Origin of the sequence: Streptomyces hirsutus (genome assembly GCF_001418415.1) — a bacterium.
Lineage (GTDB): Bacteria > Actinomycetota > Actinomycetes > Streptomycetales > Streptomycetaceae > Streptomyces > Streptomyces hirsutus.
Window position 1 is genome coordinate 22,341 of record NZ_LIQT01000079.1, and the last position, 26,719, is coordinate 49,059.

Here is a 26,719-nt window from a genome sequence, read left to right on the forward strand (position 1 = left end):
CGACAGCGGCCGCACCAGCGCCGTCGCCAGTCCCTTTCGGCACCTGCGCGCCTCGCCCCCGTTAAAATGCGCAGTGACACAGTGGAGATCATGGGAGTGCGTCAAAACATGGACAGTCTGCTGACAGTATTAGTCGTGGTAGCCCTCGGAGTGATCTATCTGCTGCCCTCGTACCTCGCCTTCGCGCGTGGTGCGAAGGACAGGTGGTTGATCCTCGTCATCAACGTTGCCTTCGGGGCATCGCTCATCGGCTGGGGTGTGGCCCTCTACATGGCCACACGCACGCCGAAGCGGACCAAGCCGCTTGCCCTGTAGGGCGACGGGTTCCGTGCCCGCGGGGCGTGCTGCGCTCCGATCCGTTGTGACTGCCCGACCACCGTTGTCGGCTCGGACGGTGGGAGCACCCTTCCGTGAGGTATCGACGCGCGATGATGCTGCCGGGCCTCGGCCGGGGGAAACCGGGTCCCTGCGCCCTCGATGCCGGCGCAGGCTGTCGAGATCCCTGACCTGCTGAGATATCCCACTTCATGATCCGAACGACGCCTCGGGCGCGATCGCCCGTACAAGGGTTCCGCGCGCCTCGCACTCCCTTCCGGGCCCCACCGTCGTCACCCGCCGGCGCCGGTCGAGGACGTCGGCCCCACACATGGTCGGGGCCGGCTCGGATGTCTCCGAACCGGCCCCGACCTACGACTCTCACGAGTCGGGACGAAAGGATTTGAACCTGTGACCCCTTGACCCCCAGTGAACGAAACACCGTCCATAGGGGTCTGCGTTTTCCAGGGAGTGCGGAAACGTCCAGGTCAGGGCCAGATTTTCCGGCTCGTTCCACACAGTCCGTGAGATCCGTGTGAGAGACCCTGAGACCCTGAGACGAAGAAGCCCAGCGCGATGCCGGGCGGGGCTTCTCGCGTATCTACAGCCAGTCCCGCATCTCTTCGCGGGGCGTCACCAGGCCCAGCCTCTCCGGCCGGTCAGAGGTCCATGGCTTCCCGGGCCCGAGTTCCGGCCGAAGCCCCCACAGAGACCCGCCACGCACGTCCGTGACGATCCCGCGCCGGTCGGCGTCCTTGTCATGGATCAGATCGCCCACCCAGGGGCTCCGCTCGTCGCTCATCCTCGTGCCTTCCCGTCCAGTTCTGCCCACACCCAATTGCCCCACGGCAGCAGCTCGGTCCCCCAGGTCTTGGCCAGCTCTCCCACGAGCGCGAGGCCGCGCCCACTCTCACGCTCCGGGTCCGGCTCCCTGCGCACTGGCAGCACCTTCGAGAAGTCCACGACACCGACACGCACCCGCGCGGCGCCAGGGCGGTCGATGACGACCCGGATGGACTCCCGCCGGGCGTGTTGGACGGCGTTGGACACCAGCTCGGAGATGATCAGGGCGCCGTCGTCGGCCAGGTCGTCCAGACCCCAAACGGACAGGGCGACGCGGACCGAACGGCGTGCGGTGGCGGCGCTCTCCGGCTCGCGCGGCAGGGTCTCGCTATACCCGGGGTAGCCGGTAAGACGCGCCCGCGTTGTAGGTTGCGGCATGTCGGTCTGCTCTCTCAGATCGGCCGAGCCCCGGGGCCGGTCGCACGGCCGCCGGGGCGCTGTCCGCTCATGTAAGCGACATGCCAGGAACGTTGACAGGGGCGCAACGTCCCACTTTCTCCACGCTATTCGCTGACCCCCAGGAACTCTGCCAACGGCCGTAGCCCCGGCGGGTGGTTGGGGAGCGCCCACAGGTCGCGCACGATGGCCACGGCCAACGTGTGGTGCTGCATCCATGTCGGCGCCACCCGGCGCAGGGACTCCAGAGTCTTCACGGCCCCGGCAGCATCCCCGATGTCCGTGTGGGCTCGTGCCACGTCCAGCAACAGCCATGTCCGCCAGGACGGCGGGGTGTCCTTGCTCAGCCGCATTCCCTTGGCCAACGCCAAGGCGTCCTGCGGGTGCCCGTACTGAACAGCGAGGCGGACGCGTTCGATGCGGACCGACGACGGACTGAAGACGCTGACCATGCGATTGTCGCCACCGTCGGGCAGCTTCGAGACTCGGGCGGCTTCCTTCTCCGCCGCCTCCATCATCGTCGCCGCACGCTCGTAGTCACCGCTCCTCGCCGCCGACGTGGCGGCGCTCATGGTCAGCGCTCCCCACACCTTCAGGCCGTCGGCTGTCTCGTCACGGCCTGCGTTCACCATGTCGTCGGCGGTGCGCAGGGCAATGCTCAATGCGTCCTCCAGGCGACCTTGCCGCTGATAAGTCCAAGCCGTGGAGTTGACGATCATCGGCAAAAGCAGCGGATCGGAGGACTGTCCCACAGCGTCTATGGCGCGCTCCAGGCTCGTCAGAGCAAGGTCGGTCTTGCCCATCCGCACGGCAACGTGTCCGGCGAGCTGAAGCGCCTTGCCCAGGGCTGCGAAACCGGCCCCGCGGTCGTCGTCGTTGCCCGAAGCCGTGGCGGTGCGCGCATCGGAGAGCAAGTCCGGCAGCGCCTTCATCACCGTGTCGAACTCCGCGGCGTGGTACTGCGTCCAGCCGTCCGCGATCTGCTCACGGAGACGGTCCAGCGAGAAGTCAGGCCCGGGCGGTTCCGTCTCCGGCCCCCAGAGCACGGGCATGATGGCGCGGCGTACGGCCACGAAGCGTGGTCCGTCGTTCTCTCCTGTGGAGGAAACCGCAGGCGGGTCACCCAGGAGCGTGGTCAGTTCCACGCCGAGACCGTTGGCCAGTGCGTGCAACGTGGGCAGGCGCGCCGAGTGCTTCCGACGCTGTTCGAGCTGGCGGATCACATCGACGGACACGCCGGACCGCTCGGCCAGCTCTTCTTGCGTCAAGGAGGCCAGACGGCGCAAGCGGCGCAGGGTCCGTCCCAGGTCTTCGTTTGCCACGCTGCCACGGTACGCCGCCACGACCGGGAGAGAGTGCCACCGAAGGCCGGTACAGCAGCCCTCCTGGCCCCGGTCGACCTCCCTGCTCGAAGAGCAAACGCCGGACCGGACACCACGATGTCGGAAAGACCGTCAAACTCACCGAACAGGCGAAGACACACCAAGTCCGCAGATGTTAAACACCAAGCTCAGCTTGTTCTTTATGCTCTGTCCCGGCCACATTCGTTGCGGGTTTCTGGGCGTCTGCCAGTTGTGTGCACGTCGCAACGGGGTGCGGGACACCGGCCTTTCGGACCGTACGTGGCAGTGACCGGCCCAGGGCAGCACATGTTCCGGCCTATCTGGACCAACCCGGGCCTGCGTCCTGAGTAACCTCACAGCATGGTCTCGGATACGGTCGCCGTGGGCGTCCTCACCTTCATCGGAACAGGGTTGGCCACGGCGGCCGGACTGTGGCAATGGCAACGCGCCCAGGCCCGTGAAGCACGGGCGAATTTCCGCACCCAGCGCGTGGAGGCCCTGAAGGATGTGTGGGAGGCATTGTCCGACCTCGAGGAGGCCCAACGTACGTCCATCGCCCGCCGGGACACCTCCGCCGCGCCTGAAACCGGCAGGCTGACGCAGGTCAACCTCCTCTTGCTCCGGCGTTCGCCATTCCTCCGGCCGGACGAGCAGGAATGGGCACAGGCTTTCGCACAGCACGTGGCGGAAATCGACACCCTGATCCGGGCAGAGATGCGTGGTGGTCGACCCGACGCCGATTGGTTCGCAAGCACCGAATGGCAGCCTGCCGCATCACATGTCACGGCCTCCGCCGCACACGAGCTAATGAAATTACGCGCCAAGTTAGGTGACCGGTACGCTGCGGTCGTGCGGGGGTCCAGCGAATGATTTCGGGCAGTCGAGAATCCTGACCTGCTGAGATATCCCACTTCATGATCCGAACGACGCCTCGGGCGCGATCACCCGTACAAAGGTTCCGCGCGCCCCGCGCTCCCTGCCGAGCCCAACCGTCGTCGCCCGCCGGCGCCGGTCGAGGACATCGGTCCCCCAGCATGAACAGGGCCGGCTCGGATGTCTCCGAACCGGCCCTGACCTACGACTCTCACGAGTCGGGACGACAGGATTTGAACCTGCGACCCCTTGACCCCCAGTCAAGTGCGCTACCAAGCTGCGCCACGTCCCGATGCGTCCCGCGCGGCGTACCGCGTGATCACGCAGGTCAACACTACCGCATCCGGAAGGTGGCCCAGGGACGGAAGGGGCGGGGGCCTACGGCCGCGGCTCGGGCGGCGTGACTCCCGGCCCGGCCGCGCTCTCCGTCGGCTCGCGCCACACCTCCGGTGTCACCGGTGCTCCCCGTTCCCCGTCCTCGGCGGCCGTGGCGGCGCTGCGCTCCCCCGGGTGGCACAGGACCGAGGGGTGCGGTCGTCACGACCCCGCCGATCACCACGCCGTCGGCGGGCGGGGAGAACCGGATCACCAGCGGTACGAGCGCCTGTCCGGCTGGTTCGGGGCACCGCTGCATTCGCACAACTGCGACGAGCACGTCACCGTGCTGGAGGGCGAGGCGGAGGTGGTGGTGGGCGGCGGGGCCCTCGGGGACGTCCAAGGGCTTGGAAGGGGACCCGGGGCGATCCGGTCAGCCGCGCAGTGCCTCGATCACGCTGGTGAGGTGGGCGCGGACGGCCGCCTCGGGGTTCCCGGCCCTGATCGCTTCGATCATGGCCGGATGCTCGACCAGGGAGTGCTGCGAGCGTCCCGGCCTGAGTGCCAGCTGGAAGCGGTGGCGGACCAGTTGGCCGTTGAGGCGGTCCAGCAGGGCCACGGCGGTCCGCTGACCGGAGAACTCCTGGATGCGGGTGTGGAGTTCCTGGTTGAGCTGGGAGTAGGTGAGGGGTTCGCCGTCGGCCACGGCCTTGGTCATCGCCGTGCCCAGGTCGGTGAGCCGGTCCAGTTGCGCGTCGTCGGCCGTGGCGGCGGTCTTGGCGGCGCACAGCCCTTCGAGCACCATCCGGCATTCGGTGATGGAGACCGCCTCCTCCACGGTCACCACCCGCACCCGTGAGCCGCGGTTGCGGATCCGCTCGACCAGCCCCTGGGCCTCCAGGTTGATGAGCGCGGCCCGGATGCCGGCCCGGATCACCTAGAACCGCTCGGCGAGCTCGTTCTCCACCAGCCGCTGGGCCGGTGCCCTGTCGCCCCGCGCGATCGCCTGCCGCAGCTGGGCGATGGCATGGCTGCTTGGCCTGCTCTCCGCTGCGCGGGCGGCCTTGGTCGGGCATCGTCACTCTCCCCCTGAGTGGGTGCCCGGTGCCCCTAAGCCTGTCCAGACAGAATGGTCAACAATGTCGTTCGCTCCATTGCGGACAAGTGCTGTCCACCTGGCTCCTCCTTGACACCCTCACCCGTACACACTCAAGGTTTGTCTGGACAAGGATGGACGGAACAGGGAACGGTCCGGGTACGGAACGGTCCGAGGGAAGGGCTCTCATGGTGGATACGCTCGGTGTCGCCGTCATCGGATTCGGCTGGATGGGGCGGGTGCACACCCAGGCGTACGCGCGGGTGCCGCACCACTATCCGCATCTCGCCCTGCGCCCGGAGCTGATCACGGTCGCCGAGGAGGTGCCGGGCCGGGCCGAGGAGGCCGCCGCGCAGTTCGGGTTCGCCCGCGCCACCCGCGACTGGCGCGACGTGGCCGCCGACCCGCGGGTCCGAGCGGTCAGCATCACGGCCCCGAACTTCCTGCACCGTGAGATCGGCGTCGCGATGGCCGAAGCCGGCAAGCACATCTGGATCGAGAAGCCGGTCGGGCTCACCGCCGGCGACGCCCGCGCGGTCTCGGACGCCGTCGAGAAGGCCGGCGTCCGCAGCGCGGTCGGCTTCAACTACCGCAACGCGCCCGCCGTCGAGGCGGCCCGCGCGCTGATCGCCGCCGGCGACATCGGCACCGTCACCCATGCCCGCATCCGCCTGTTCAGCGACTACGCCGCCCACCCCGAATCCGCCCTGACCTGGCGCTACGAGCGGGAGCGCGGCGGCAGCGGTGTGCTCGGCGACCTGGCCTCGCACGGCGCCGACCTGGCCCGCTTCCTGCTCGGCGACATCGCCTCGCTGACCGCCGACACGGCGATCTTCCTGCCCGAGCGGGCCCGCCCGGTCGGCGCCACGGCGGGCCACACCCGCGCCACCGGCGGCGAACTCGGCCCGGTGGAGAACGAGGACTACGTGAACTGCCTGCTGCGCTTCGCCTCCGGTGCGCGCGGCGTGCTGGAGGCCTGCCGGGTCTCGGTCGGCGAGCAGAACAACTACGGCTTCGAGGTGCACGGCACCATGGGCGCCGTCTTCTGGGACTTCCGGCGGATGAACGAACTCGGCGTCAGCCGCGGCACCGCCTACCAGGACCAGCCGGTGAGCACGGTGTACGTCGGCCCGGGCGACGGCGAGTTCGGCGCGTTCCAGCCGGGCGCGGCGAACGCGATGGGCTACGACGACCTGAAGGTCGTCGAGGCCCACCGCTTCCTGCGCTCCGTCGCCGAGGACACCGCGTACGGCGCCACGCTCGCCGACGCCGTGCGCAGCGCGGCCGTGCTGGACGCGATGGTGCGCTCGGCCGAGAGCGGCGCGTGGGTCAACGTACCGTCGTTGTAGAGGTGTTGGTGGGCATGTTGTAGGGGGTGACCACCTGGATCGCGGAGGGGAGGGTGGGCCCGGCGGGCGGCAGGGCGCCGTGGGCGCGCATCACGAGGTGGCAGGCCTCGCGCAGGTCGTGGCGCAGATCGTGGTGGAGCACGGCGGACAGGCGGTGCTCGCGCAGCAGCCGGGTGTTGTCGTGGTCGAGGTCGTGCGCGACGAACACGGCGCACTCGCGCCCGGCGTCCTCGAAGGCCCGCAGGGTGGCGATGTTGCCACCGCCGATCGAGTAGACCGCGCGGAGGCCCGGGTCACGGTCCAGGGCCTCCCGGACGAGCTCGTACTGGGTGGTGTCCAGGCCCTGCCCCTCGGCGATCTCCACGAGGGCGCGCTCGGGGTACCGGGCGCGCATGACACTGCGGAAGCCCATCTCGCGCTCCTCCTCGTTGCGGAAGAAACCGCTGGAGAGGCTGGTGAGCACATTGCCGGGGCCGTCGCCGAGCCACTGCCCCATGAGATACGCGGCGGTCGCGCCGGCCGCCCGGTTGTCGCTGCCGACGTAGCCGACACGGGCGCTCGCGGGCAGGTCGGTCACCAGCGTCACCACCGGGACGCCCGCCGCCGCGAGCCGGCCGACGGCGGCGGTGACCTCGGGAACGTCCGGGGCCTTGAGGATCACCCCCTGCGAGCCGCGCCGCCCGATCCGGTCGAGGGACGCGACCAGTTCCCCCGCCGAACCCGTCTCGCGGAAGTGGAAGCGGGAGCGGACCACGGCCGGGTGCAGGGAGGGGAGTTCGGCCTCCAGGGCCGCACGGACGGCGGTGGAGAACCGCTCCGGCGACTGCATCACGATGTCCACCATGAACGTACGGCCGACCAGCCGGACCTGGGTGCGCTGCCGGTCCAGGTCGGCGATCGCCCGGCGCACCTCCTGCGCGGTGCTGTCCCGCACTCCGCCCCGGCCGTTGAGCACCCGGTCGACCGTGGCCTCGCTCAACCCTGCCTGACGTGCGATTTCCCTGATGGGGAAGGGGTGGCCCATGCGCCGGCTCCTGAGACTCCTGAGGGGTTTTTGATGGCTGACTGCTGGTTGTTCGAAGGCTTTGTACTGACAAGAATGACAGAGCCGAGTCCCCCCGTGACCCGAAAGGACGACCATGTCCTTCTCCACCGCTTCCACCCCGGTCCAGCCGTCCGCGCGGCAGCGGCCCTGGCTGTCCGAGCAGGACTGCGACCTGGACGCGTTCCGTGCCCTGGTCGAGCGGACCACGGACCGTTCCGCCTACCCGCACGCCGGTGCCGTGGAGCGGAACGTGCTGCTGTACGACGCCGACCGGCTCGCCCTCGCGGACCGCCGCGAGGTCCAGGCCGAGCTGGTGCGCGCCCTCGCCGACGGCCCCGGCATCGTGGTCGTCCGGGGCGCCTTCCCCGACCCGGCGGTCGTGGACCGGGCCACCGCCGTGTTCGACGCCCTGATCGCCCAGCAGCGCGCCACGGGCGCCACCTCCGGCGACCACTTCGCCAAGCCGGGCGCCAACGACCGGGTGTGGAACGCCCTGGAGAAGGCCGCCCTCCACGACCCGCAGGTCTTCGCCGACTACTACGCCAACGACGTGATCGCCCTGGTGTCCACGGCCTGGCTCGGTCCCGGCTACCAGGTCACCTCCCAGGTGAACGTGGTCAACCCGGGCGGCGCCGCCCAGACCGTGCACCGCGACTACCACCTCGGTTTCCTCTCCAACGAGGTCGCCGCCGCCTACCCGGCGCACGTGCACCACCTCTCCCCCGTGCTCACCCTGCAGGGCACGGTCGCGCACTGCGACATGCCCGTCGAGTCCGGTCCCACGCTGTACCTGCCGCACTCGCAGAAGTACGGACCCGGCTACCTCGCCTGGCGACTCCCCGAGTTCCAGGCGTACTTCGAGGACCACCACGTGCAACTGCCCCTCGCCAAGGGCGACGCGGTCTTCTTCAACCCGGCCCTGTTCCACGCGGCCGGCGCCAACCACTCGGCGGACATCCGGCGCATGGCCAACCTGCTCCAGGTGTCCTCCGCGTTCGGGCGGGCCATGGAGACGGTGGACCGCGAGACCGTGACGGCAGCCGTCTACCCGGTGCTGCTCAGGGCGCGGACCGAGGGAGCCGGCGAGCAGTGGCAGGAGAACGTGATCGCGGCGAGCGCCGAGGGCTACCCCTTCCCCACCAACCTCGACAACGACCCGCCGGTCGACGGCCTGGCCCCGCCCTCGCAGGCGGACCTCGTCCGGCGGGCGCTACGCGAGGGCTGGACCGTGCGCACCCTGCGGGAGGCGCTGCGGGCCGGCACCGAGCGGCGCGCGAGCTGACAACCACGCTGCCCCGCCCGCCCCGCGTCCCGCACCCCGCGCGACCGGCTCAGGAACGGAAAGGACCCCCGAACGGCATGGGACTTCTCGACGACAGGATCGTCCTCGTCAACGGCGGCAGCCAGGGCGTCGGTGCCGCCGTCGCGCGGGCAGCGGTGCGCGAGGGAGCGGTGGTGGCCGTCACCGGGCGCCGCCCCGCGCCCGGTGAGGCCCTGGTGGCGGAGCTGGCCGCCGCGGGCGGCCAGGCGATGTTCGTCCGCGCCGACCTGGCCGACGCCGAACAGGCCAGGGACTCCGTCGCCGAGGTGGTACGGGCGTACGGCCGGGTCGACTGCCTGGTCAACTCGGCGGGGCTGACCTCGCGCGGAACGCTGCTGGACACCACCCCGGAACTGTTCGACCAGCACATCGCGATCAACCTCAAGGCGCCGTTCTTCGCCATGCAGGCCGCCGTGGCGGACATGGTGCGGCGTGAGGAGCCCGGCACGATCGTCAACATCATCACCTCGTCGGCGCACGGCGGTCAGCCCTTCCTGGCCCCCTACGTCGCCGCGAAGGCCGGGCTCATCGGCCTGACCCGCAACGCGGCGCACGCCCACCGCTGGGACCGGATCCGGATCAACGGGCTGAACATCGGCTGGACCGCCACCGAGGGCGAGGACGCCACCCAGCGCACCTTCCACGGCGCGGGCGACGACTGGCGCGAGCGGGCCGCCGCCCGGCTGCCGATGGGCAGGCTCGGCCGGCCGGACGAGATCGCCGGCTTCGTGGTCCTGCTGCTGTCCGACCGGTCCGGCGTGGTGACCGGCTCCGTGATCGACTGGGACCAGAACGTCCTCGGCGGCCTCGACTGACAACCCCCGCCCGGCCCTCGCCTCCCCACCCAAGAGAACACCCGCACGTCGTACGTCGCACCCCGCACTCAAGGAGCACCACCCCATGCGCATCGGAATCCTCGGCCTCGGCCGCATCGGCGCCTTCCACGCCGAGACCCTCTCCGGGCTCGACACCGTCGAGTCGCTCGTCGTCTCCGACCCGTTCACGGACGCCGCGAAGGCCGCCGCCGAGCGGTTCGACGCCGAGGTCGCGGACTCCCCCGAGGCGGTACTCGCCGCCGGCGTGGACGGCGTGGTGATCGCCGCGGCGACCGACGCCCACCCGGGGCTGATCCTCGCCTGTGTCGAGGCGGGCGTCCCGGTGTTCTGCGAGAAGCCGGTGGCCCGCACGATGGCCGAGGGCGTGGAGGTGCTGAAGGCGGTCGAGGGCCGGGACGTGCCGATCCAGATCGGCTACAACCGCCGTTTCGACGCCGGCTTCGTCGCCGCGCGGGAGGCCGTGCGGGGCGGGGAGCTGGGCAAGCTCCACACCGTGCGCTCCACCACGCTGGACCCCGCGCCGCCGCCGGCCGCGTACATCGCCGCCTCCGGTGGCATCTTCCGCGACTGCTCCGTGCACGACTTCGACATCATCCGCTGGGTGACCGGCCGCGAGGTGACCGAGGTGTACGCGGTCGGCGGCAACCGGGGTGCCGACTACATCAAGGAGGCGGGCGACGCCGACACCACCGGGGCGATCCTCACCCTGGACGACGGCACCATCGCCGTGGTCTCCAACAGCCGCCACAACGCCCGTGGTTACGACGTCCGCATGGAGATCCACGGCTTCACCGACTCCCTCGCGGTCGGTCTGGAGGACAAGCTGCCGCTGCGGTCGGTGGAGCCCGGGGCGACCTTCCCGGCGGGCACTCCCCACGACTTCTTCATGGACCGCTTCACCGCCGCCTACCGCGCCGAACTCACCGCGTTCACCGAGGTCGTGGCCGGCTCCCGGCTGTCCCCGTGCACGGTGGCGGACGCCCTGGAGGCGGGCTGGATCGCCGACGCGTGCACCCTGTCCCTGCACGAGCACCGCCCCGTCACCATCGAGGAGGTACGCCAGGCGTGAGCGGGGGTACGCGCTCCTGGGCTCGGGGGACATGAGCAACGTGTGCGGGGGCCGCCCTTCCGGAAGGGCGGCCCCCGCACACGCATCACGTCGTCTCACCCGTACAGCGCGGGCTTCTCCGCCAGTTCGACCTCCACCCGGCCGCCCTCCTCCAGGGCCCGGACGCCGGCCTCGCAGACGGCGGCTGCCGCGTAACCGTCCCAGGCGCTGGGGCCGCGGACCTCGCCCCGGCGGGTGGTGTCGACCCAGGCCCGGAGCTCGTCGTCGTAGGCCTGGGCGAAGCGTTCGGTCCAGTCCTGGGTGATGGTGCCGCCCCAGCGGCCGGCCGTGTGGGTGACCAGGTGGTGGTCGTCGCCGACGCGGGCGGTGCCGCGTTCGCAGACCGCCTCGGCCTGGACCTGGTAGCCGAAGCCGCAGTTGACGAAGATCTCGACGTCGCTGAGCGCGCCGCCGTCGGTCTCCAGGACGACGAACTGCGGGTCGCGCAGCCCGTCGGGCGCCCCGGAGGAGGATCCGGGGGCGTGCACCGTGACCGCAGTGATCTCCTGGCCCAACAGCCAGCGGGTGACGTCCACTTCGTGGGAGACGGAGTCGGTGATCAGCATGGAGCTGGTGAAGAAGGGTGAACTGGCCACGTTCCGGTGCCTGTTGTGCAGCATCAGGGGCCGGCCCAACTGCCCTGTCTCCAGCAGTGCCTTGAGACGGACGTACTCGGCGTCGTAGCGGCGCATGAAGCCGACCTGGACGCGGCGGTGGCCGAGTGCCTGTTCGGCTTCGACGACGCGCAGCGCGGAAGCCGCGTCGGGGGTGAGCGGCTTCTCGCACAGCACGGGCAGGTCCCGCTCGAACGCGGCGAGCAGGGCGGCCTCGTGGGCCGGCCCCGGGGAGGCGATGAGCACGGCGTCGACGCCGGCCGCCGCCATCGCGGCGGCCGGGTCGGTGTGTACGGTGCAGCCGTCGATGCCGGCGGCCACGGCCTTGGCCCGTTCCGCGTCGGTGTCGGCGACGGCGGCGACCCGCGCGCCGCTGACGACCCGGTCGATCCGGCGCACGTGGTCCGCGCCCATGCGGCCCGTGCCGATGACGGCGATTCCCAGGGGTTCGCTCCCGTGCACGGTTCTCGCCTCCCTTTCCAGGGGGTCGGGCGCCGGGGTCAGGCGCCGCAGGAGCGGAGGAACTTGCGGGTGCGGACCGCGATCGGCAGCGGCTTGTCCGGCTCGCAGGGGTACATGTCCTGCTCGACGATCGCGAACAGGTCCACGTCCAGCTTCTGGGCGGCGGTCAGGACCGCACCCAGCTCCGGTACCCCGGCGGGCGGTTCGCACATCACGCCGCGCTGGACGGCGGGGCCGAACGGGATCCCGTTCGCGACCACGTCGGCGAGGATGTCCGGGTCGACCTGCTTGAGGTGCAGGTAGCCGATGCGTTCGCCGTAGGTCTCGATCAGCTTGACGCTGTCGCCGCCGCAATAGGCGTAGTGCCCGGTGTCGAGGCAGAGGTTGACCAGAGAGGAGTCGGTGGAGTCGAGGAAGCGCTCGACGTGCTCCTCGGTGTCGATGTGGGTGTCGGCGTGCGGGTGCACGACGATGTCGAGACCGTAGGTGTCCCGTACCTCCCGGCCGAGGCGCTCCATGCCCTTGGCGAGGTGGCCCCACTGCTCGGTGGTGAGCTCCGGTGACTCGAGGATCTCGGCGGTCTTGTCGTCGCGCCAGAAGGACGGGATGACGACGAGGTGCTTGGCGTCCATGGCCTGCGTGAGGGAGGCGACCCGGCTGACCTGCTCCCAAGTGGACTCCCACTCGGAGGGGCCGCGGTGCAGCCCGCAGAAGATGGTGCCGGCGGAGACCTTGAGGTCCCGCTTCTTCACCTCGTCGGTCAGGCGGGCCGGGTCGGTCGGGAGGTAGCCGTAGGGGCCGAGTTCGATCCAGGAGTAGCCGGCTTCGGCGACCTCGTCGAGGAAGCGCTGCCAGGGCACCTGCTGCGGGTCGTCGGGGAACCAGACGCCCCAGGAGTCGGGGGCGGAGCCCACCCGGATGCGGTCGAGCGCGACTGCCATGTCAGGACTTTCCTTCCGGGGATGCCACTGCGGGGGCCTGGAGGTCTCCCTCCTCGGGGAGCTCCTCCACGTCGACGCCGCGTACCTGTGCCAGCTCGTGCTTGAGGGCCGCGAGTTCGGTGCCGCCGGCCATGTGGTGGGTGAGTTCCTCGAGGGAGACCTCGCTGCGGGCGGCGGAGAGCTCCATGGTGCCCAGGCGCAAGACGCTGAAGTGGTCGCCCACCATGTAGGCGTGGTGCGGGTTGTGGGTGATGAAGATGACGCCGAGGCCGCGGTCGCGGGCGGCGGCGATGTACTTCAGCACCACCCCGGACTGCTTGACGCCGAGCGCGGCGGTGGGCTCGTCCAGGATGAGGACGCGGGCGCCGAAGTAGACGGCGCGGGCGATGGCCACGCACTGGCGCTGACCGCCGGAGAGGGTGCCGATGGGCTGTTCCAGGTCGTCCAGGACGATGCCCATGTTGCGCAGTTCCCTGTCCGCGGTCCTCTTCATCCGCTCGATGTCGAGACGACGGACCGGCCAGGGGCCCTTGGTCATCTCGGAGCCGAGGAAGAAGTTGCGCCACACCGGCATCAGCGGGACGACGGCGAGGTCCTGGTAGACGGTGGCGATGCCCTTGCCGAGGGCCTCGCGCGGGGTGGAGAACCGTACCGGGACGCCGTCGACGAGGAACTCGCCCTCGGTGTGCTGGTGCAGCCCGGAAATGATCTTGATGAGGGTGGACTTGCCGGCGCCGTTGTCGCCGAGCACGCAGGTCACGCGGCCGGGGTGGACACTCAGGTCGACCCCGTGCAGGGCGCGGATGTTGCCGTAGGACTTGCCGGCCCCGCGGAGTTCGACCAGGGGGTGCTCCCCGTCCGGGGCGGTGTCCTGCAGGACGGCACCGTGGGTGCCGGTCGTGTCGTCGGTCATTGCGGTCACCTCCGGGTCGCCGTGCGCTGGACCCACAGATTGATGAGGACGGCGCCGAGGAGCATCACGCCGAGGAATGCCTTGAACCAGTCCGGGTTCCAGCCGGCGTAGACGATGCCCTGCTGCACCATGCCGAACATGAAGGCGCCGAAGACCGGGCCGATCGCGGAGCCGTAGCCGCCGGTCATCAGGCAGCCGCCGATCACCGCGGCGGCGATGTAGATGAGCTCCTGGCCCACGCCCTCGCCGGACTGCACGGTGTTGAAGGAGAACAGCTGGTGCATGCCGACGAACCAGGCGCCGAAGCCGACCAGCATGTACAGGGAGATCTTGGTGAAGTTCACCGGCACGCCGACGGCACGGGCGCTCTCCTTGTTGCCGCCGACCGCGAAGATCCAGTTGCCGTACTTGGTGCGGAGCAGCACCCAGGCGGCGAGGGCGGCGAAGACGAGCCACCACACGATGGTGATCTTCACCTGGACGCCGCCCAGCTCGAAGCTGGACGCGAAGAGGGCCTTGGCCTGGGCGAAGCCGTCCATGTCGCTGATGTCGTCGGTCGCCACGTTCCCGGTGACCGTCTTGGTCACGGCCAGGTTGATGCCCTGGAGGATCAGGAAGGTGCCGAGGGTGACCAGGAAGCTGGGCAGTCCCGTCTTCATCAGGAACCAGCCGTTGAACATGCCGACGGCGAGGGACACCGCGAGGGCGGCGATGACGCCCACCCATACGTTCATGGACAGCTGGTAGGCGAGCATGCTCGCGGTGAGCGCCGAGGTGACCACGGCGACGCCGGCCGAGAGGTCGACCTCGCCGCCGATCATCAGCAGTGCCACCGGCAGGGCCATGATGCCGATGGTCGAGGACTGGTACAGGATGTTCGCCATCGAGCTGCTGTCCCGCATCGGCGGGGCGGCGATCAGGAAGAACACCAGAACGACCACGACGCCGAGGAAGACGCCGACCTCGGGACGGGCCAGCAGCCTCCGCGCCGGCGTGCGCTGCGCGGTGCGGCCGTCGTTCGCCTTCGGGCCGGGGGCCGGCGGTGGGGTCACCGCCGGCTCAGCCTGTCGGGTCATACTCATCACCGAGTGCCCTTCGCGGCGTACTCGGAGACCGCCTCGACGTTGGACTTGTCGACGAACGCGGGGCCGGTCAGCACCGGCTGCTCACCGCCGCCGCTGTAGTTGCCGTTGTTCTTGTAGAGCCACAGGCCGTCGATGGCGAGGTAGCCCTGGAGGTAGGGCTGCTGGTCCACGGCGAACTCGATGTCGCCCGCCTGGATCGCCTTGGTCAGGTCCTTGTTGAGGTCGAAGGTGGCGACCTTCGCCTTGCTGCCGGCGTCGCCCACCGACTGCACCGCGGTCGGCGCGAAGGGTGCGCCGAGGGTGGCGACGTAGTCGATGGAGGAGTCCTGCTTGAGCTTGGCGGTGATCGTCGACTTCACCGACGGCATGTCGACGCCGTTGACGTTGAGGATCTGGGTGTCGCCCTCGAAGGTCTTCTTCAGGCCGTCGCAGCGCTGGGTCAGACCGACGTTGCCCTGCTCGTGGATGACGCAGACGGTGTTCTTGGCGCCGACCTCGTTGAGCTTCTTGCCGAAGGCCTCGCCGGCCACGGACTCGTCCTGGCCGAAGAACTCCAGCAGGCCGAGGTCCTTCCAGTCGCTCAGTCCGGAGTTGAGGCCGACGACGGGTATGCCCGCCTTCTCCGCCTTGCCGAGGACGCCCTTGAGGGCGTCCGGCTTGGCGAGGGTGACGGCGATGCCGTCGACCTTCTGGTCGATCGCGTTCTGCACCAGGTTGGCCTGGTTGCCGGCGTTCGGGTCGGCGGAGTAGATCAGCTTGACGTTGTCCTTGGCCGCGGCCGCCTCGGCGCCCTTGCGGACGATGTCCCAGAACGTGTCGCCGGGCGCCTGGTGGGTCACGAGGGCGACCGTCATCTGCGGCGTGTTCGCCTTGCCGGCCGAGGCGCCGTCGCCGCCGTCCTCCTCGGCCTTCTTGCCACCGGAACCACTGGAGCAGCCGGCGAGGGCCAGTGCGGCCACCGCGGCCACCGCCACGAAGGGCGCGATTCTGCGGGGGCGGTTGCGAGAAGAGCGGTCCATCTTTACCTGCACCTCACTGTGCTACGCGGAAAAAGGGCGGGTCCGAGAATCCTCCCCGGAGCCTCGGACGTCCGGGTCTGTGTCGTCGTGCGAAACGCCTGGCGTGTTGGGACGGGATCAAATCCCCTGGCGCGCACTCTGTCAATACTTTGTTAAGACATCATTTCACTTGCTAGTCCGAATGTAAGTACAAACTATTGACATCGCCGCCCTCCGAGACCTACACCTGAGGGGCGGCAGGTCCCTGGATTCCACGCCCCCACCGTGGCAGGGCGCCCAGGGACCCGCATCCCCAGCAGTTCGAGGAGCTTCGCTCGATGACCGACTCAGACGCACCACAGTATTTCGACCTGATCACCATGGGCCGCATCGGGGTGGACCTTTACCCCCTGGAGACCGGCGTTCCCCTGACAAAGGTCGAAACGTTCGGAAAGTTCCTCGGCGGTTCGGCCGCGAACGTCGCGGTCGCCGCCGCCCGGCTCGGCCGCTCGACGGCCGTGATCACCCGTACGGGAGACGATCCCTTCGGCGCCTATCTGCACGAGGCCCTGAAGGACTTCGGCGTCGACGACCGGTGGGTCACCCCGGTCGCCGCGTACCCGACGCCGGTCACCTTCTGCGAGATCTTCCCGCCGGACGACTTCCCGCTGTACTTCTACCGCCGGCCCAAGGCTCCCGACCTGGAGATCCACACCGCCGAGCTGGATCTCGCCGCCGTACGCGAGGCCGGGATCTTCTGGATCACCGGCACCGGTCTGAGCGAGGAGCCGAGCCGCTCGGCGACGCTCGACGCGCTCGAGGCACGTGCCAAGGCGGGCACCACGGTGTTCGACCTGGACTGGCGCCCGATGTTCTGGCGCGATCCCGACGAGGCCCGTCCCTACTACCGCCAGGCCCTGCGGCACGCCACGGTCGCGGTCGGCAACCTCGACGAGTGCGAGGTCGCCACCGGAGTGCGCGAGCCCCAGGCGTGCGCCGAGGCGCTGCTGGCGGCCGGCGTGGAACTCGCCGTCGTCAAGCAGGGTCCCCGGGGCGTGCTCGCCGTGCACCGCGACGGCACCCGCGCCGAGGTGCCGCCGGTCCCGGTCGACGTGGTCAACGGCCTCGGTGCCGGCGACGCCTTCGGCGGGTCGCTCTGCCACGGTCTGCTCTCGGGCTGGGACCTGGAGCGGACCATGCGCCACGCCAACGCCGCCGGCGCTCTCGTCGCCTCGCGCCTGGCCTGTTCGTCCGCCATGCCCACCGCGGCCGAAGTGGCGGACCTCCTCGCGGAGGCCGTGCCGCCGGGCGGCGCGGGCCTGCCGAGCCAGTCCTGAACGGAGTCCTTCCTTGAACCTCAGCATCTGTGACCTCACCACGGTCCGGGCCCGGAATCCGCAGGCCGTCGCCGAGGCGGCGGCCCGCCGGGCCCGCCGTCCGCTGATCGGCGACAGCGGCCGGCTGATGATCGTGGCCGCCGACCATCCCGCGCGGGGTGCGCTCGGCATCGGCGACCGGCGCCTGGCCATGGCCGACCGTGCCGATCTGCTGGAGCGGCTGTGCGTCGCGCTGTCCCGGCCCGGCGTCGACGGGGTGCTGGCCACCGCCGACATCCTCGAGGACCTGCTGCTGCTCGGCGCGCTCGAGAACAAGGTCGTCATGGGGTCGATGAACCGCGGCGGTCTGGCCGGCTCGGCCTTCGAGATGGACGACCGCTTCACCGGCCACCGCCCCGAGGACATCGAACGGCTCGGCTTCGACGCGGGCAAGCTGCTGGTCCGCATCGACTACGACGACCCGGGCTCCCTGCGCACCCTGGAGTCCACCGCCCGCGCCGTCGACGCCATGGCCGAACGCCGGCTCCCGGTGTTCGTGGAGCCGTTCATCTCGCACCGGGTCGACGGCAGGGTCCGCAACGACCTGTCCGCCGAGGCCGTCACCCGCTCCATCGCCATAGCCTCCGGCCTCGGCGGCACCTCCGCCTACACCTGGCTGAAACTCCCCGTCACCGAGAACGCCGACGACATGGCGGAGGTCCTGCGCGCCTCCACGCTGCCCGTCGTCCTGCTCGGCGGGGAGGTCGGCGACCAGGAGGCGGCGTACGAGCGGTGGGGCAAGGCGCTGAAGCTGCCCTCCGTGCAGGGCATGGTCGTCGGCCGCTCGCTGCTCTACCCGGCCGGGGGCAGTGTGGAGGAAGCGGTGGACACGGCCGTGAGCCTGCTGTGACCGGAAAGGCAGCCATGACACATCACCTTCCCGCGGGCCGTGCCCCGGCCGGCCCGTACCTCGTCGACGTGACGCCGGAGTCGGCCGGCTGGAGTCATTCCAGCCTGCGCGTGCTGGAGCTGGAGCCGGGCGGCACGCACACCTTCGACACCGGCGAGAGCGAGTGGATCGTGCTGCCGCTCAGCGGCGGCTGCACGGTCGCCTCCGCCGACGACTTCGGCCACGAGTCGTTCGAACTCACCGGCCGCACCGGCGTGTTCGACGGGGTCAGCGACTTCGCCTACGTGCCGCGCGATGCCCGCGCGACCGTCACGTCGACGGGCGGCGGACGGTTCGCGCTCACCGGCGCCCGCTGCACCCGGCGGCTCCCCGCCCGCTACGGCCCCGCCTCGGACGTCCCCGTGGAACTGCGCGGCACCGGCAACTGCTCCCGCCAGGTCAACAACTTCGGGGCCGCGGCCCCCGCCGGAGGCGGTGACGGACAGGGGTTCGAGTGCGACAAGCTGATCGCGGTCGAGGTGATCACCCCGGGCGGCAACTGGTCGTCGTTCCCGCCGCACAAGCACGACGAGCACCGGCCGGGCGAGGAGTCCGTGCTGGAGGAGATCTACTACTTCGAGTTCGCGGACCACGACGGCGTCCCCGGCCTCGGCTACCAGCGGGTCTCCCCGTCCGGTCCCGGCCGGGACACGGACGTACTGGCCGAGGTGCGCGACGGCGACGTGGTGCTCATCCCGGACGGCTGGCACGGGCCGTCCATGGCCGTGCCCGGCCACCACATGTACTACCTCAACGTCATGGCGGGCCCGGAGGACGAGCGTGCCTGGCTGATCTGCGACCATCCCGAGCACGCCTGGATCCGCTCCACCTGGCCCGACCAGCCCGTCGACCCCCGCCTGCCCCTCTACACCGCACCCGAGAGGTCCGTATGAGCGCCCCCACCCGCCGACTGACGACCGCCCAGGCACTCGTGCGGTTCCTGGCCGCCCAGTACACCGAGCGGGACGGCGTACGGCACCGGCTGATCGCGGGCACGTGGGGCATCTTCGGCCACGGCAACGTGGCGGGCGTCGGGCAGGCGCTCGTCGAGTACGCCGATGTCATGCCGTACCACCAGGGCCGCAACGAACAGGCCATGGTGCACGCGGCGGTGGCCCATGCCCGCCAGCTCAACCGGCTGTCGGCGCAGGCCGTGACGACGTCGATCGGCCCCGGCGCCACCAACCTGGTCACCGGCGCGGCACTCGCCACCGTCAACCGGCTGCCGGTACTGCTGCTCCCCGGCGACTACTTCGCCTCGCACGCGGCGGACCCGCTGCTCCAGCAGCTGGAGCACCCGGTCGAAGCGGACCTGTCCGTCAACGACACGCTGCGCCCCGTCTCCCGCTACTTCGACCGGATCAACCGTCCCGAGGCGCTGATCGCGTCCGCGCTGAACGCCGTACGGGTGCTCGCCGACCCGGCCGAGACCGGCGCCGTCACCCTCGCCCTGCCGCAGGACGTGCAGGCCGAGGCGTACGACTGGCCGGAGGAGTTCTTCGCCGACCGCGTCTGGCGCGTACGGCGTCCGGCTCCGGACCCGGTCGAGCTGGAGGCGGCGGTGCGGGCCGTACGGGCCGCCCGGCGTCCGCTGATCGTCGCGGGCGGCGGTGTCCACCACAGCGAGGCCGAGGGAGCGCTCCGGGCGCTCGTGGACGCCACCGGCATCCCGGTCGCCTCCACCCAGGCCGGCAAGGGCTCCCTGCGCCACGACCACCCGGCCGACCTGGGCGGCATCGGTCACACCGGCACGGCGGTGAGCGACGAACTGGCCCGCACCGCCGACCTGGTGATCGGTGTCGGCACCCGGTACACCGATTTCACCACCGCCTCCGGCACCCTCTTCGCCGATCCGGACGTGCGCTTCCTCAACCTCAACATCACCGGCTTCGACGCCCACAAGCTGGGAGCGCACACCCTGGTGTGCGACGCGCGGAGCGGTCTGGAGGCACTGGCCGGGGCGCTGGCCGGACACCGCGTGGACCCGGCGTACGAGGCCGGGTACGCAGCCGGGAAGGAGCGCTGGGAGCGGGTCGTGGAGGCCGCCTACCGCGCCGACGACGAGAACGCCGTACCCACCCAGACCCAGGTGCTCGGCGCGCTGGACGCGGTCGTGGGCGAGACCGACGTGGTGATCAACGCGGCCGGCTCGCTCCCCGGCGACCTGCACAAGCTGTGGCGCGCGCGCAGCCCGCGCCAGTACCACCTCGAGTACGGCTACTCCTGCATGGGCTACGAGATCCCGGCCGCGATCGGCGTCCAGCAGGCCGCGCCCGGCACGCCCGTGTGGGCGCTGGTCGGCGACGGCACGTACCTGATGATGCCGACCGAGATCGTCACGGCCGTCCAGGAGCGGCTGCCCGTGAAGATGGTGCTGATCCAGAACCACGGATACGCCTCCATCGGCGGCCTGTCCGAGGAGACCGGCGGCGAGCGCTTCGGCACCGCCTACCGGTACCGGGCCGAGGACGGCACCTTCACCGGTGCCCCGCTGCCCGTGGACCTCGCGGCGAACGCGGCCAGCCTGGGCATGGACGTGCTGCGCGCCAAGACCGTGCGGGAGCTGCGCCACGCCCTGGCCGAGGCCCGCGCCGCCGAGCGTCCGACGTGCGTGTACGTCGAGACGGACCCGGCGCCCACCGCTCCCCCGGCCGAGGCCTGGTGGGACGTGCCGGTGGCCGAGGTCTCCTCCCGCGAGGCCGCCGTCCGGGCGCGCGAACGCTACGACGCCCAGGTCGCCGGCCGCCGCCGGCACCTCTGAACCGCACCTCCCCCACCCCCGGGCCCGGCACTCGAGCCCCGCTCCCGATTCAACTCACCGCACGTGAAAGGTCGTCCGCTCTCATGAAGACCATCAGCCACTGGATCGGCGGCAAGCCCGTCGAAGGCGCCTCCGGCCGTTTCGGCCCCGTCTGGAACCCGGCCACCGGCGCCCAGGAGAAGCAGGTCGCGTTCGCGGACACCACCGAGGTGGACGCCGCCGTCGCCGCCGCGAAGGACGCCTTCGAGAGCTGGGGCACCTCCTCGCTGGCCAAGCGCACGGCGATCCTGTTCAAGTACCGCGAACTGCTGGACGCCCACCGCGACGAGATCGCGGAGCTGATCACCGCCGAGCACGGCAAGGTGCACTCCGACGCCCTCGGCGAGGTCGCGCGGGGCATGGAGATCGTGGAACTGGCCTGCGGGATCAGCGTGCAGCTGAAGGGCGAGCTGTCCACGGAGGTCTCCAGCCGTGTCGACGTCGCCTCGATCCGCCAGCCGCTGGGCGTGGTCGCCGGCATCACGCCGTTCAACTTCCCGGCCATGGTGCCGATGTGGATGTTCCCGCTGGCCATCGCGTGCGGCAACACGTTCGTGCTGAAGCCGTCCGAGAAGGACCCCTCGGCCTCCGTCCGCCTCGCGGAACTGGCCACCGAGGCGGGCCTGCCGGACGGCGTGCTGAACGTCGTGCACGGCGACCGGACGGCCGTGGACCGCATCCTGGAGCACCCCGACATCGAGGCCGTCTCCTTCGTCGGCTCCACCCCGATCGCCCGGCACATCCAGCTGAAGGCGACCGAGCACGGCAAGCGCGTCCAGGCGCTGGGCGGCGCCAAGAACCACATGCTGGTCCTGCCCGACGCCGACCTGGACCTGGCCGCCGACCAGGCGATCAACGCGGCGTACGGCTCGGCCGGCGAGCGCTGCATGGCCGTGTCGGTCGTGGTCGCGGTCGGCGACATCGGCGACGACCTGGTCGGCCGGATCACCGAGCGGGCGAAGAAGCTCCGCATCGGTCCGGGCAACGACCCCACCTCGGAGATGGGCCCGCTGATCACCCTCGAGCACCGCGACAAGGTGGCCTCGTACGTGGCGGGCGCGGCGGCGCAGGGCGCCGAGGTCGTGCTCGACGGCACGGGCCTGGCGGTCGACGGCCACGAGGACGGCTTCTTCGTCGGCGTCTCACTGCTCGACCGGGTGCCGGTGACCGCGGACGCCTACCGGGACGAGATCTTCGGCCCGGTGCTGTGCGTGGTCCGCGCGGAGACCTACGACGAGGCCATCGCGCTGATCAACGACTCCCGCTGGGGCAACGGCACCGCGATCTTCACGCGGGACGGCGGCGCCGCCCGGCGCTTCCAGCTCGAGGTGAAGGCGGGCATGGTCGGCGTCAACGTGCCGATCCCGGTCCCGGTCGGCTACCACTCCTTCGGCGGCTGGAAGGACTCCCTCTTCGGCGGCCACCACATCTACGGCAACGACGGCGTCGCCTTCTACACCCAGGGCAAGGTCATCACCACGCGCTGGCCGGACCCGTCCGACGGAGGCATCAACCTCGGCTTCCCGAGCAACTCCTGACCCTCGGCCGCCCGAGCGGCTCCTGCCCTCTACAGCGCCCCCCAACAGGAAGGTACGCCCATGGCGAAGACCGGTGACCGGGCCCGTGCAGTGACCGAACCCGCGCTCAGCTCACTGGACTTCACCCTGGACCGGGGCAGTCCGGTGCCGCTGTACTACCAGTTCGCCCAGCAGCTGGAGGCGGCGATCACGCGGGGCGACCTCGCCCCGGGCAACCTCCTGGGCAACGAGGTCGATCTCTCGGTACGCCTCGGTCTGTCCCGCCCCACGGTCCGCCAGGCCATCCAGTCCCTTGTCGACAAGGGACTGCTGGTCCGGCGGCGTGGGGTGGGCACCCAGGTGGTGCACAGCCAGGTCAGGCGCTCCCTGGAGCTCAGCAGCCTCTACGACGACCTGGAGGCGGCCGGCCAGGGCCCGAGTACGCAGGTCGTCCGCCACGAGACCGTCCCGGCACCCCCCGGCGTGGCGGCGGCCCTGGGCCTGCCCGAGGGCGGAGAAACGGTCCTCCTCGAACGCCTGCGCCGCACCCACGGCCAGCCCGTCGCCCTCCTGTGCAACTACCTCCCGTCGGGCCTGCTGGAACTGGACGACGCCCGGCTGGAGTCGACCGGCCTGTACCGCGTGATGCGCGCGGCGGGCATCACCCTGCACAGCGCCCGGCAGACCGTCGGCGCCCGCTCGGCCACCGCCGGGGAGGCGTCCCGCCTGGACGAGAAGGAGGGCGCCGCCCTGCTCACCATGCACCGCACCGCCTACGACGACACGGGCCGCGCGGTGGAGTACGCGACCCACGTCTACCGCGCCTCGCGCTACTCGTTCGACTTCCAGCTGCTGGTCAGGTCCTGATCGTCGCCTCGGCGCGCCGTCTCAGTGCGCCGCGTCCAGCCGGGCCCGCTGCTCCGGCGACAGTTCCAGGTCCACCGCCGCCAGGTTCTCCTCCAGTTGCGCCACCGAGGACACCCCGGCCAGCGGCAGGATCGGCAGTTCGTGGCCGAGCTGCCAGGCCAGCACCACCTGGCCGGCGCTCGCCCCGGTCTCCCGGGCGACCTCGTGCAGCACCTTCAGCCGGGCGGGGGTCCCCGGATGGTCGTAGTCCCCGGGCAGCCGCTCCGGTCGGGCGTACGCGCCCTTCAGCAGCGGCGAGTAGGCGACCAGGGCCGGCCGGGGCTCGGCCCGCAGGTAGGTGAGCAGCTCGGCGCCGGCGTGTCCGAGGCTGCCGTCGGGGAAGAGGTCCTCGGGCAGGTCGGCGCGGGGGCGCAGGTAGCTGTGCTGGTACTGGAGCACCTCGTAGCCGGGGAGTCCCGCCGCGGCGGCGAGGGCACGGGCCCGCTCCACCCGCCACACCGCGTGGTTGCTCGCGCCGAGCAGTCCGACCGTGCCCTCGGCGACGAGGCCGGCGAAGCCCTCCACGGTCTCCCGCAGCGGGACGGCGCGGTCCTCGATGTGGGCGTACAGCAGGTCCAGCCGGTCCGTACCGAGCCGCTCCCGGCTGCGCTCGGCCGACTCCCGGATCACCTTCGCCGACAGGCCCTCCGGGTTGTCGGTGTAGCTCGTGCCGGGGGCGAGCGGGCGGGCGCCCAGCTTGGTCGCGACGACGATCTCGTCGCCGACGCCCCGGCTGCGCCGCCAGCGCCCGAGCAGCGCTTCGCTCTGCCCGCCCTGACCGCCGTCGGCCCAGAAGGCGTAGTTGTCGGACGTGTCGATGAAGTTCCCGCCCGCCTCGACGTACCGGTCGAGTACGGCGAAGGACGTCTTCTCGTCCGTCACGGAGCCGAACAGCATCGCGCCGAGCGCGAGCACGCTCACCTCCCGGCGGGTCTGCGGATCGCTGCCGATGGTGCGGTACTTCATGGGGTTTCCCTCCCGTGAGCGCCCCGTGGTCGGGGTACGGAACGGGAGTCTTCGGCTTGAAGCGCACTTCAAGTCAAGGGCTTACGCGGCGGATCGATGAAGAGGCCCCCGGGCGGGGGGCCGGGCGCCGACGTGAGCGCGGCCTACTTGTTCGTGCCCCGGAAGCGGCCGAAGGCCTTCGTCAAGCCGCTGAGCGGCGAGCCCTCCTCGCCTGCCGGCCCCGGCCCAGGCGCGGGCAGCCGGGGTGCGCCGCGGGTCGCCTCGGCGAGTGCGGCCTGCGCGGCCTCGGCCGCCTCCCGGTACAGGTCGCGGGACTCCGTCATGGCGTCGAGCGCGTGGGCGTACCTGGCGACCATGTCCTGGGCGTGGGCCAGTTCCTCTTCCGGGCTGAGCAGGTGCCAACCTCGGCGCAGCCGCGTCAGGGCCTGCTCGGCCTCGGCCGGCAGAGGCCGCGGCAGCGCGGCGAACTCGATGATCCTGCCGAGGAATTCGACCGGTTCCGAGCCGTCCAGGAAGATGCTGCGCACCGTGAAGTGCTCCGGGTCGTAGTCCGGTCCCGGCGGCACCGTGGGCAGGACGACGGCGCCGCCGCGCGGCATCCGCAACTTCAGCTCCCGCTGCAGCGCGAAGTCGGCGATCCGGGCCTGCTCGGGTGTGCCCCGGTGCTCGACCACCCGGTGCCGCAGGCTCGGCGGCAGGAACTCCGCGACCGGCCGCTGCCCCCGCGCGTCCGGTGTCATCGCCTCGTGCACCACGACATGGACGAACCAGCTGTCGCGGGCGCAGTCCCGCAGCCGGCGGCGCACCTCGTCGTCGTCCTTCGGCAGGTGGTTCACCGTCCGCAGGCGTACGCCCGGCACCGTGTCGTGGTCCCACTCGACCTGGCTGCTGTCGGGCCAGAACATGGTGGCGGGCGACGGCCAGCGAGCGTCCCACGCACGCTCCGCCTCGGCGGCGAGGAACCAGGTGACGCCTTCGGTCTCGTCCCCGCGGGCCTGCGGCTCGTAGGTGGTCAGCTGCGCGCGCACCGTGACGTCCTCGGCCACACGCCAGCGGGCCTCGAAGAGGCGGCGGGCCGACGGGCCGGGGTCGGCGGAGGCGTCCCGGGGGTACAGGACGGTGGACCGGACCGCCTCGACGGGGTCGAGCTCCAGGAAGTCGTCCAGACCTCCGGCCGCCTTGAGGGCGATGAGGTTGCGCCGGACGTCGAGTTCGGGCTCGGGACCCGTATGGCGTCCGCGCGCCAGCCATACGGTGTCGGGGACGGTGGGCGGGGGAGTGCTGTTTTTGACCATGGAGTCGTTCTGTGAGTGGCCGGGGGCCCGATCAGTATGTCCGTAGACCGGCGCACCGTCCATGACCTGCGGCACCGCACGGACACGGGCACGGTCACGACTCGGCGAGCCGTGCCCGGCCGCCCGGAGGCGACGCGAACCGGCCGGACGCCGAAAGGGCCGTCGTCGTGTTCGCGGCCCTCCCGGCCCGCAGGTGACCTGGCCGTACCGTGCCCGTGAACGCGTTCGGGTGGGTGGCACCTGCCACCCACCCGATGGGTCGGCACGGCCTCAGGCCTTCTTCAGGGCTTTTTCAGGACTGCGGACGCTTGCCGTGGTTCGCGCTGTTCTTGCCGCGGGCCTTCTTCTTACGACGTCGCTTCGAGGACATCGGACCTCCTCTTTCCGTGCTTTTGATTCACTGTCCACCGGATTGTCACGTCCGGTGATCACAGAGCCCCTTTCCAGTCGGCGCGACGGCAAACACGCCCGATGCGGATGCACACGGATGACCTACGTCTGCACACGGAGGACCTACGTCCCGGCGGTGGCCCGAGACGCTCCGTGTCGTCACCGGTCGAGGAACGCCGGTCCCCACCCGGTCTCCACGCATGACCGAGGGCCGGTTTCGGATTGCTCCGAAACCGGCCCTAGACCTGCGACTCTCACGAGTCGGGACGNNGCTGCGCCACGTCCCGATGCGCCCACGTGTGGTGAACCACGTGATCGCGCGGTCAGCACTTTACCCCACGGCCGGGGCCGGGCCGCAAGCGGTCCGGGCACGGGACAATCGGGGTATGGGCAGCAAGGACGGCATCACCTGGGACCAGGACGACAGGGCGGCCTCCGGGCGCGCGGGCGACGGGCGCGACCGGGACGGTGAGGGGCGGGCGCGCAGCGCGCGGCCCCGGGACGGGCTGGGGCGGCCACTGCCCCACGGGGCGCGGGGGGTACCCCGGCAGCCGGAGGGGGTGGTCCGGCCGCCGCTGGAGAGCGTCGCCGAGGCCCAACGCCTGCTGGACGAGGGGAAGCCGTTCCACGCGCACGAGGTGTTCGAGGACGCCTGGAAGTCAGGGCCCGAGAAGGAGCGGGAGCTGTGGCGGGGGCTCGCCCAGCTCGCCGTCGGGCTCACGCACAC

25 protein-coding genes, 1 tRNA gene and 1 pseudogene are annotated in these 26,719 nt (G+C 71.0%); 13 read left to right on the plus strand and 14 right to left on the minus strand.

Going from position 1 to position 26,719, the window contains the following annotated elements:
• The first annotated feature begins 135 nt into the window (after nucleotides 1-135).
• On the plus strand, nucleotides 136-315 hold the full coding sequence (locus AOK11_RS07275; RefSeq protein ID WP_157869297.1) for a superinfection immunity protein: 180 nt from the start codon (nucleotides 136-138) through the stop codon (nucleotides 313-315).
• 601 nt (nucleotides 316-916) lie between these two features.
• Here AOK11_RS07275 and AOK11_RS07280 read toward each other — a convergent pair.
• The 3 genes from AOK11_RS07280 to AOK11_RS07290 form a co-directional block, all read right to left on the minus strand.
• The gene (locus tag AOK11_RS07280; protein WP_055592816.1) at nucleotides 917-1,117 is read right to left on the minus strand and encodes a hypothetical protein; all 201 of its coding nucleotides are present in this window, start codon (nucleotides 1,115-1,117) and stop codon (nucleotides 917-919) included.
• The gene (locus AOK11_RS07285) at nucleotides 1,114-1,536 is read right to left on the minus strand and encodes an ATP-binding protein (RefSeq protein WP_055592817.1); all 423 of its coding nucleotides are present in this window, start codon (nucleotides 1,534-1,536) and stop codon (nucleotides 1,114-1,116) included. Before AOK11_RS07285 ends, AOK11_RS07280 begins: the two co-directional genes overlap by 4 nt.
• Nucleotides 1,537-1,661: 125 nt before the next feature.
• Nucleotides 1,662-2,876: a helix-turn-helix domain-containing protein gene (locus tag AOK11_RS07290; protein WP_055592838.1), complete on the minus strand. Its 1,215-nt coding sequence runs from the start codon at nucleotides 2,874-2,876 to the stop codon at nucleotides 1,662-1,664.
• Nucleotides 2,877-3,257: 381 nt separating this feature from the next.
• Between AOK11_RS07290 and AOK11_RS07295 the strand changes: the two genes are divergently transcribed.
• Nucleotides 3,258-3,767 (plus strand): hypothetical protein, encoded by a 510-nt coding sequence (locus AOK11_RS07295; protein WP_055592818.1) that lies wholly within the window; start codon nucleotides 3,258-3,260, stop codon nucleotides 3,765-3,767.
• Between the two features lie 221 nt (nucleotides 3,768-3,988).
• Here the strand turns inward: AOK11_RS07295 and AOK11_RS07300 are convergent.
• Together AOK11_RS07300 and AOK11_RS07305 are read right to left on the minus strand one after the other, a co-directional pair.
• Nucleotides 3,989-4,062: transfer RNA gene (locus AOK11_RS07300), tRNA-Pro, on the minus strand.
• 456 nt (nucleotides 4,063-4,518) lie between these two features.
• A pseudogene (locus AOK11_RS07305) lies at nucleotides 4,519-5,161 on the minus strand (GntR family transcriptional regulator).
• Between the two features lie 208 nt (nucleotides 5,162-5,369).
• Here AOK11_RS07305 and AOK11_RS07310 point away from each other — a divergent pair.
• Nucleotides 5,370-6,530 carry a Gfo/Idh/MocA family protein gene (locus AOK11_RS07310; RefSeq protein ID WP_055592819.1) on the plus strand — a complete coding sequence of 387 codons (1,161 nt, stop codon included), beginning with the start codon at nucleotides 5,370-5,372 and terminating at the stop codon, nucleotides 6,528-6,530.
• Here AOK11_RS07310 and AOK11_RS07315 read toward each other — a convergent pair.
• Nucleotides 6,511-7,554, minus strand: coding sequence for a LacI family DNA-binding transcriptional regulator (locus AOK11_RS07315; RefSeq protein WP_055592820.1), 1,044 nt, complete (start codon nucleotides 7,552-7,554; stop codon nucleotides 6,511-6,513). The genes AOK11_RS07310 and AOK11_RS07315 overlap by 20 nt on opposite strands.
• Before the next feature lie 115 nt (nucleotides 7,555-7,669).
• On the opposite strand from AOK11_RS07315, the gene AOK11_RS07320 reads away from it, so the two are divergent.
• The 3 genes from AOK11_RS07320 to AOK11_RS07330 all read left to right on the plus strand — a co-directional run bounded on the left by AOK11_RS07320 (nucleotide 7,670) and on the right by AOK11_RS07330 (nucleotide 10,801).
• Nucleotides 7,670-8,857 (plus strand): phytanoyl-CoA dioxygenase family protein, encoded by a 1,188-nt coding sequence (locus AOK11_RS07320; RefSeq protein ID WP_055592821.1) that lies wholly within the window; start codon nucleotides 7,670-7,672, stop codon nucleotides 8,855-8,857.
• Nucleotides 8,858-8,934: 77 nt separating this feature from the next.
• Nucleotides 8,935-9,711, plus strand: coding sequence for an SDR family oxidoreductase (locus AOK11_RS07325; RefSeq protein ID WP_055592822.1), 777 nt, complete (start codon nucleotides 8,935-8,937; stop codon nucleotides 9,709-9,711).
• Between the two features lie 85 nt (nucleotides 9,712-9,796).
• Nucleotides 9,797-10,801 (plus strand): Gfo/Idh/MocA family protein, encoded by a 1,005-nt coding sequence (locus AOK11_RS07330; RefSeq protein WP_055592823.1) that lies wholly within the window; start codon nucleotides 9,797-9,799, stop codon nucleotides 10,799-10,801.
• Nucleotides 10,802-10,896: 95 nt separating this feature from the next.
• Here AOK11_RS07330 and AOK11_RS07335 read toward each other — a convergent pair whose 3' ends face one another.
• From AOK11_RS07335 to AOK11_RS07355, 5 genes are read right to left on the minus strand one after another with little or no spacing between them, the layout of a single operon-like run.
• Nucleotides 10,897-11,916, minus strand: a complete 1,020-nt coding sequence (locus tag AOK11_RS07335; protein WP_055592824.1) for a Gfo/Idh/MocA family protein — start codon at nucleotides 11,914-11,916, stop codon at nucleotides 10,897-10,899.
• 38 nt (nucleotides 11,917-11,954) lie between these two features.
• Nucleotides 11,955-12,857 carry a sugar phosphate isomerase/epimerase family protein gene (locus AOK11_RS07340; RefSeq protein ID WP_055592825.1) on the minus strand — a complete coding sequence of 301 codons (903 nt, stop codon included), beginning with the start codon at nucleotides 12,855-12,857 and terminating at the stop codon, nucleotides 11,955-11,957.
• 1 nt (nucleotide 12,858) lies between these two features.
• A complete protein-coding gene (locus AOK11_RS07345; protein WP_055592826.1) occupies nucleotides 12,859-13,770 on the minus strand; it encodes an ATP-binding cassette domain-containing protein in 912 nt (303 codons plus the stop codon).
• Between the two features lie 5 nt (nucleotides 13,771-13,775).
• Entirely contained in the window at nucleotides 13,776-14,852 is a 1,077-nt protein-coding gene (locus tag AOK11_RS07350; RefSeq protein ID WP_055592827.1) for an ABC transporter permease, read from the minus strand.
• Nucleotides 14,852-15,874, minus strand: coding sequence for a sugar ABC transporter substrate-binding protein (locus AOK11_RS07355; RefSeq protein WP_055592828.1), 1,023 nt, complete (start codon nucleotides 15,872-15,874; stop codon nucleotides 14,852-14,854). The genes AOK11_RS07350 and AOK11_RS07355 overlap by 1 nt, the downstream gene beginning before the upstream one ends.
• Before the next feature lie 317 nt (nucleotides 15,875-16,191).
• Between AOK11_RS07355 and iolC the strand changes: the two genes are divergently transcribed.
• The 6 genes from iolC (at nucleotide 16,192) to AOK11_RS07385 (ending at nucleotide 23,302) form a co-directional block, all read left to right on the plus strand.
• A complete protein-coding gene (gene iolC / locus AOK11_RS07360) occupies nucleotides 16,192-17,190 on the plus strand; it encodes a 5-dehydro-2-deoxygluconokinase (RefSeq protein WP_055592829.1) in 999 nt (332 codons plus the stop codon).
• A gap of 13 nt (nucleotides 17,191-17,203) precedes the next feature.
• Nucleotides 17,204-18,079 (plus strand): Cgl0159 family (beta/alpha)8-fold protein, encoded by an 876-nt coding sequence (locus AOK11_RS07365; protein WP_055592830.1) that lies wholly within the window; start codon nucleotides 17,204-17,206, stop codon nucleotides 18,077-18,079.
• 14 nt (nucleotides 18,080-18,093) lie between these two features.
• On the plus strand, nucleotides 18,094-19,011 hold the full coding sequence (gene iolB / locus AOK11_RS07370) for a 5-deoxy-glucuronate isomerase (protein ID WP_055592839.1): 918 nt from the start codon (nucleotides 18,094-18,096) through the stop codon (nucleotides 19,009-19,011).
• Complete coding sequence (iolD, locus tag AOK11_RS07375; RefSeq protein ID WP_055592831.1) at nucleotides 19,008-20,879, plus strand: 3D-(3,5/4)-trihydroxycyclohexane-1,2-dione acylhydrolase (decyclizing); 1,872 nt, start codon at nucleotides 19,008-19,010, stop codon at nucleotides 20,877-20,879. The genes iolB and iolD overlap by 4 nt, the downstream gene beginning before the upstream one ends.
• Nucleotides 20,880-20,962: 83 nt before the next feature.
• The gene (locus tag AOK11_RS07380; RefSeq protein WP_055592832.1) at nucleotides 20,963-22,456 is read left to right on the plus strand and encodes a CoA-acylating methylmalonate-semialdehyde dehydrogenase; all 1,494 of its coding nucleotides are present in this window, start codon (nucleotides 20,963-20,965) and stop codon (nucleotides 22,454-22,456) included.
• A gap of 60 nt (nucleotides 22,457-22,516) precedes the next feature.
• On the plus strand, nucleotides 22,517-23,302 hold the full coding sequence (locus AOK11_RS07385) for a GntR family transcriptional regulator (protein WP_055592833.1): 786 nt from the start codon (nucleotides 22,517-22,519) through the stop codon (nucleotides 23,300-23,302).
• Nucleotides 23,303-23,323: 21 nt separating this feature from the next.
• On the opposite strand, the gene AOK11_RS07390 is transcribed toward AOK11_RS07385, so the two are convergent.
• The 3 genes from AOK11_RS07390 to AOK11_RS46660 all read right to left on the minus strand — a co-directional run bounded on the left by AOK11_RS07390 (nucleotide 23,324) and on the right by AOK11_RS46660 (nucleotide 25,972).
• Complete coding sequence (locus AOK11_RS07390) at nucleotides 23,324-24,307, minus strand: aldo/keto reductase (protein WP_055592834.1); 984 nt, start codon at nucleotides 24,305-24,307, stop codon at nucleotides 23,324-23,326.
• Nucleotides 24,308-24,450: 143 nt separating this feature from the next.
• Nucleotides 24,451-25,602: a hypothetical protein gene (locus AOK11_RS07395; RefSeq protein WP_055592835.1), complete on the minus strand. Its 1,152-nt coding sequence runs from the start codon at nucleotides 25,600-25,602 to the stop codon at nucleotides 24,451-24,453.
• A 292-nt stretch (nucleotides 25,603-25,894) separates the two neighbouring features.
• Nucleotides 25,895-25,972 (minus strand): 50S ribosomal protein bL37, encoded by a 78-nt coding sequence (locus tag AOK11_RS46660; protein ID WP_420902972.1) that lies wholly within the window; start codon nucleotides 25,970-25,972, stop codon nucleotides 25,895-25,897.
• A gap of 406 nt (nucleotides 25,973-26,378) precedes the next feature.
• Here AOK11_RS46660 and AOK11_RS07400 point away from each other — a divergent pair.
• A partial coding sequence (locus tag AOK11_RS07400) for a DUF309 domain-containing protein (RefSeq protein ID WP_240497253.1) occupies nucleotides 26,379-26,719 on the plus strand: 341 nt, incomplete at its 3' end.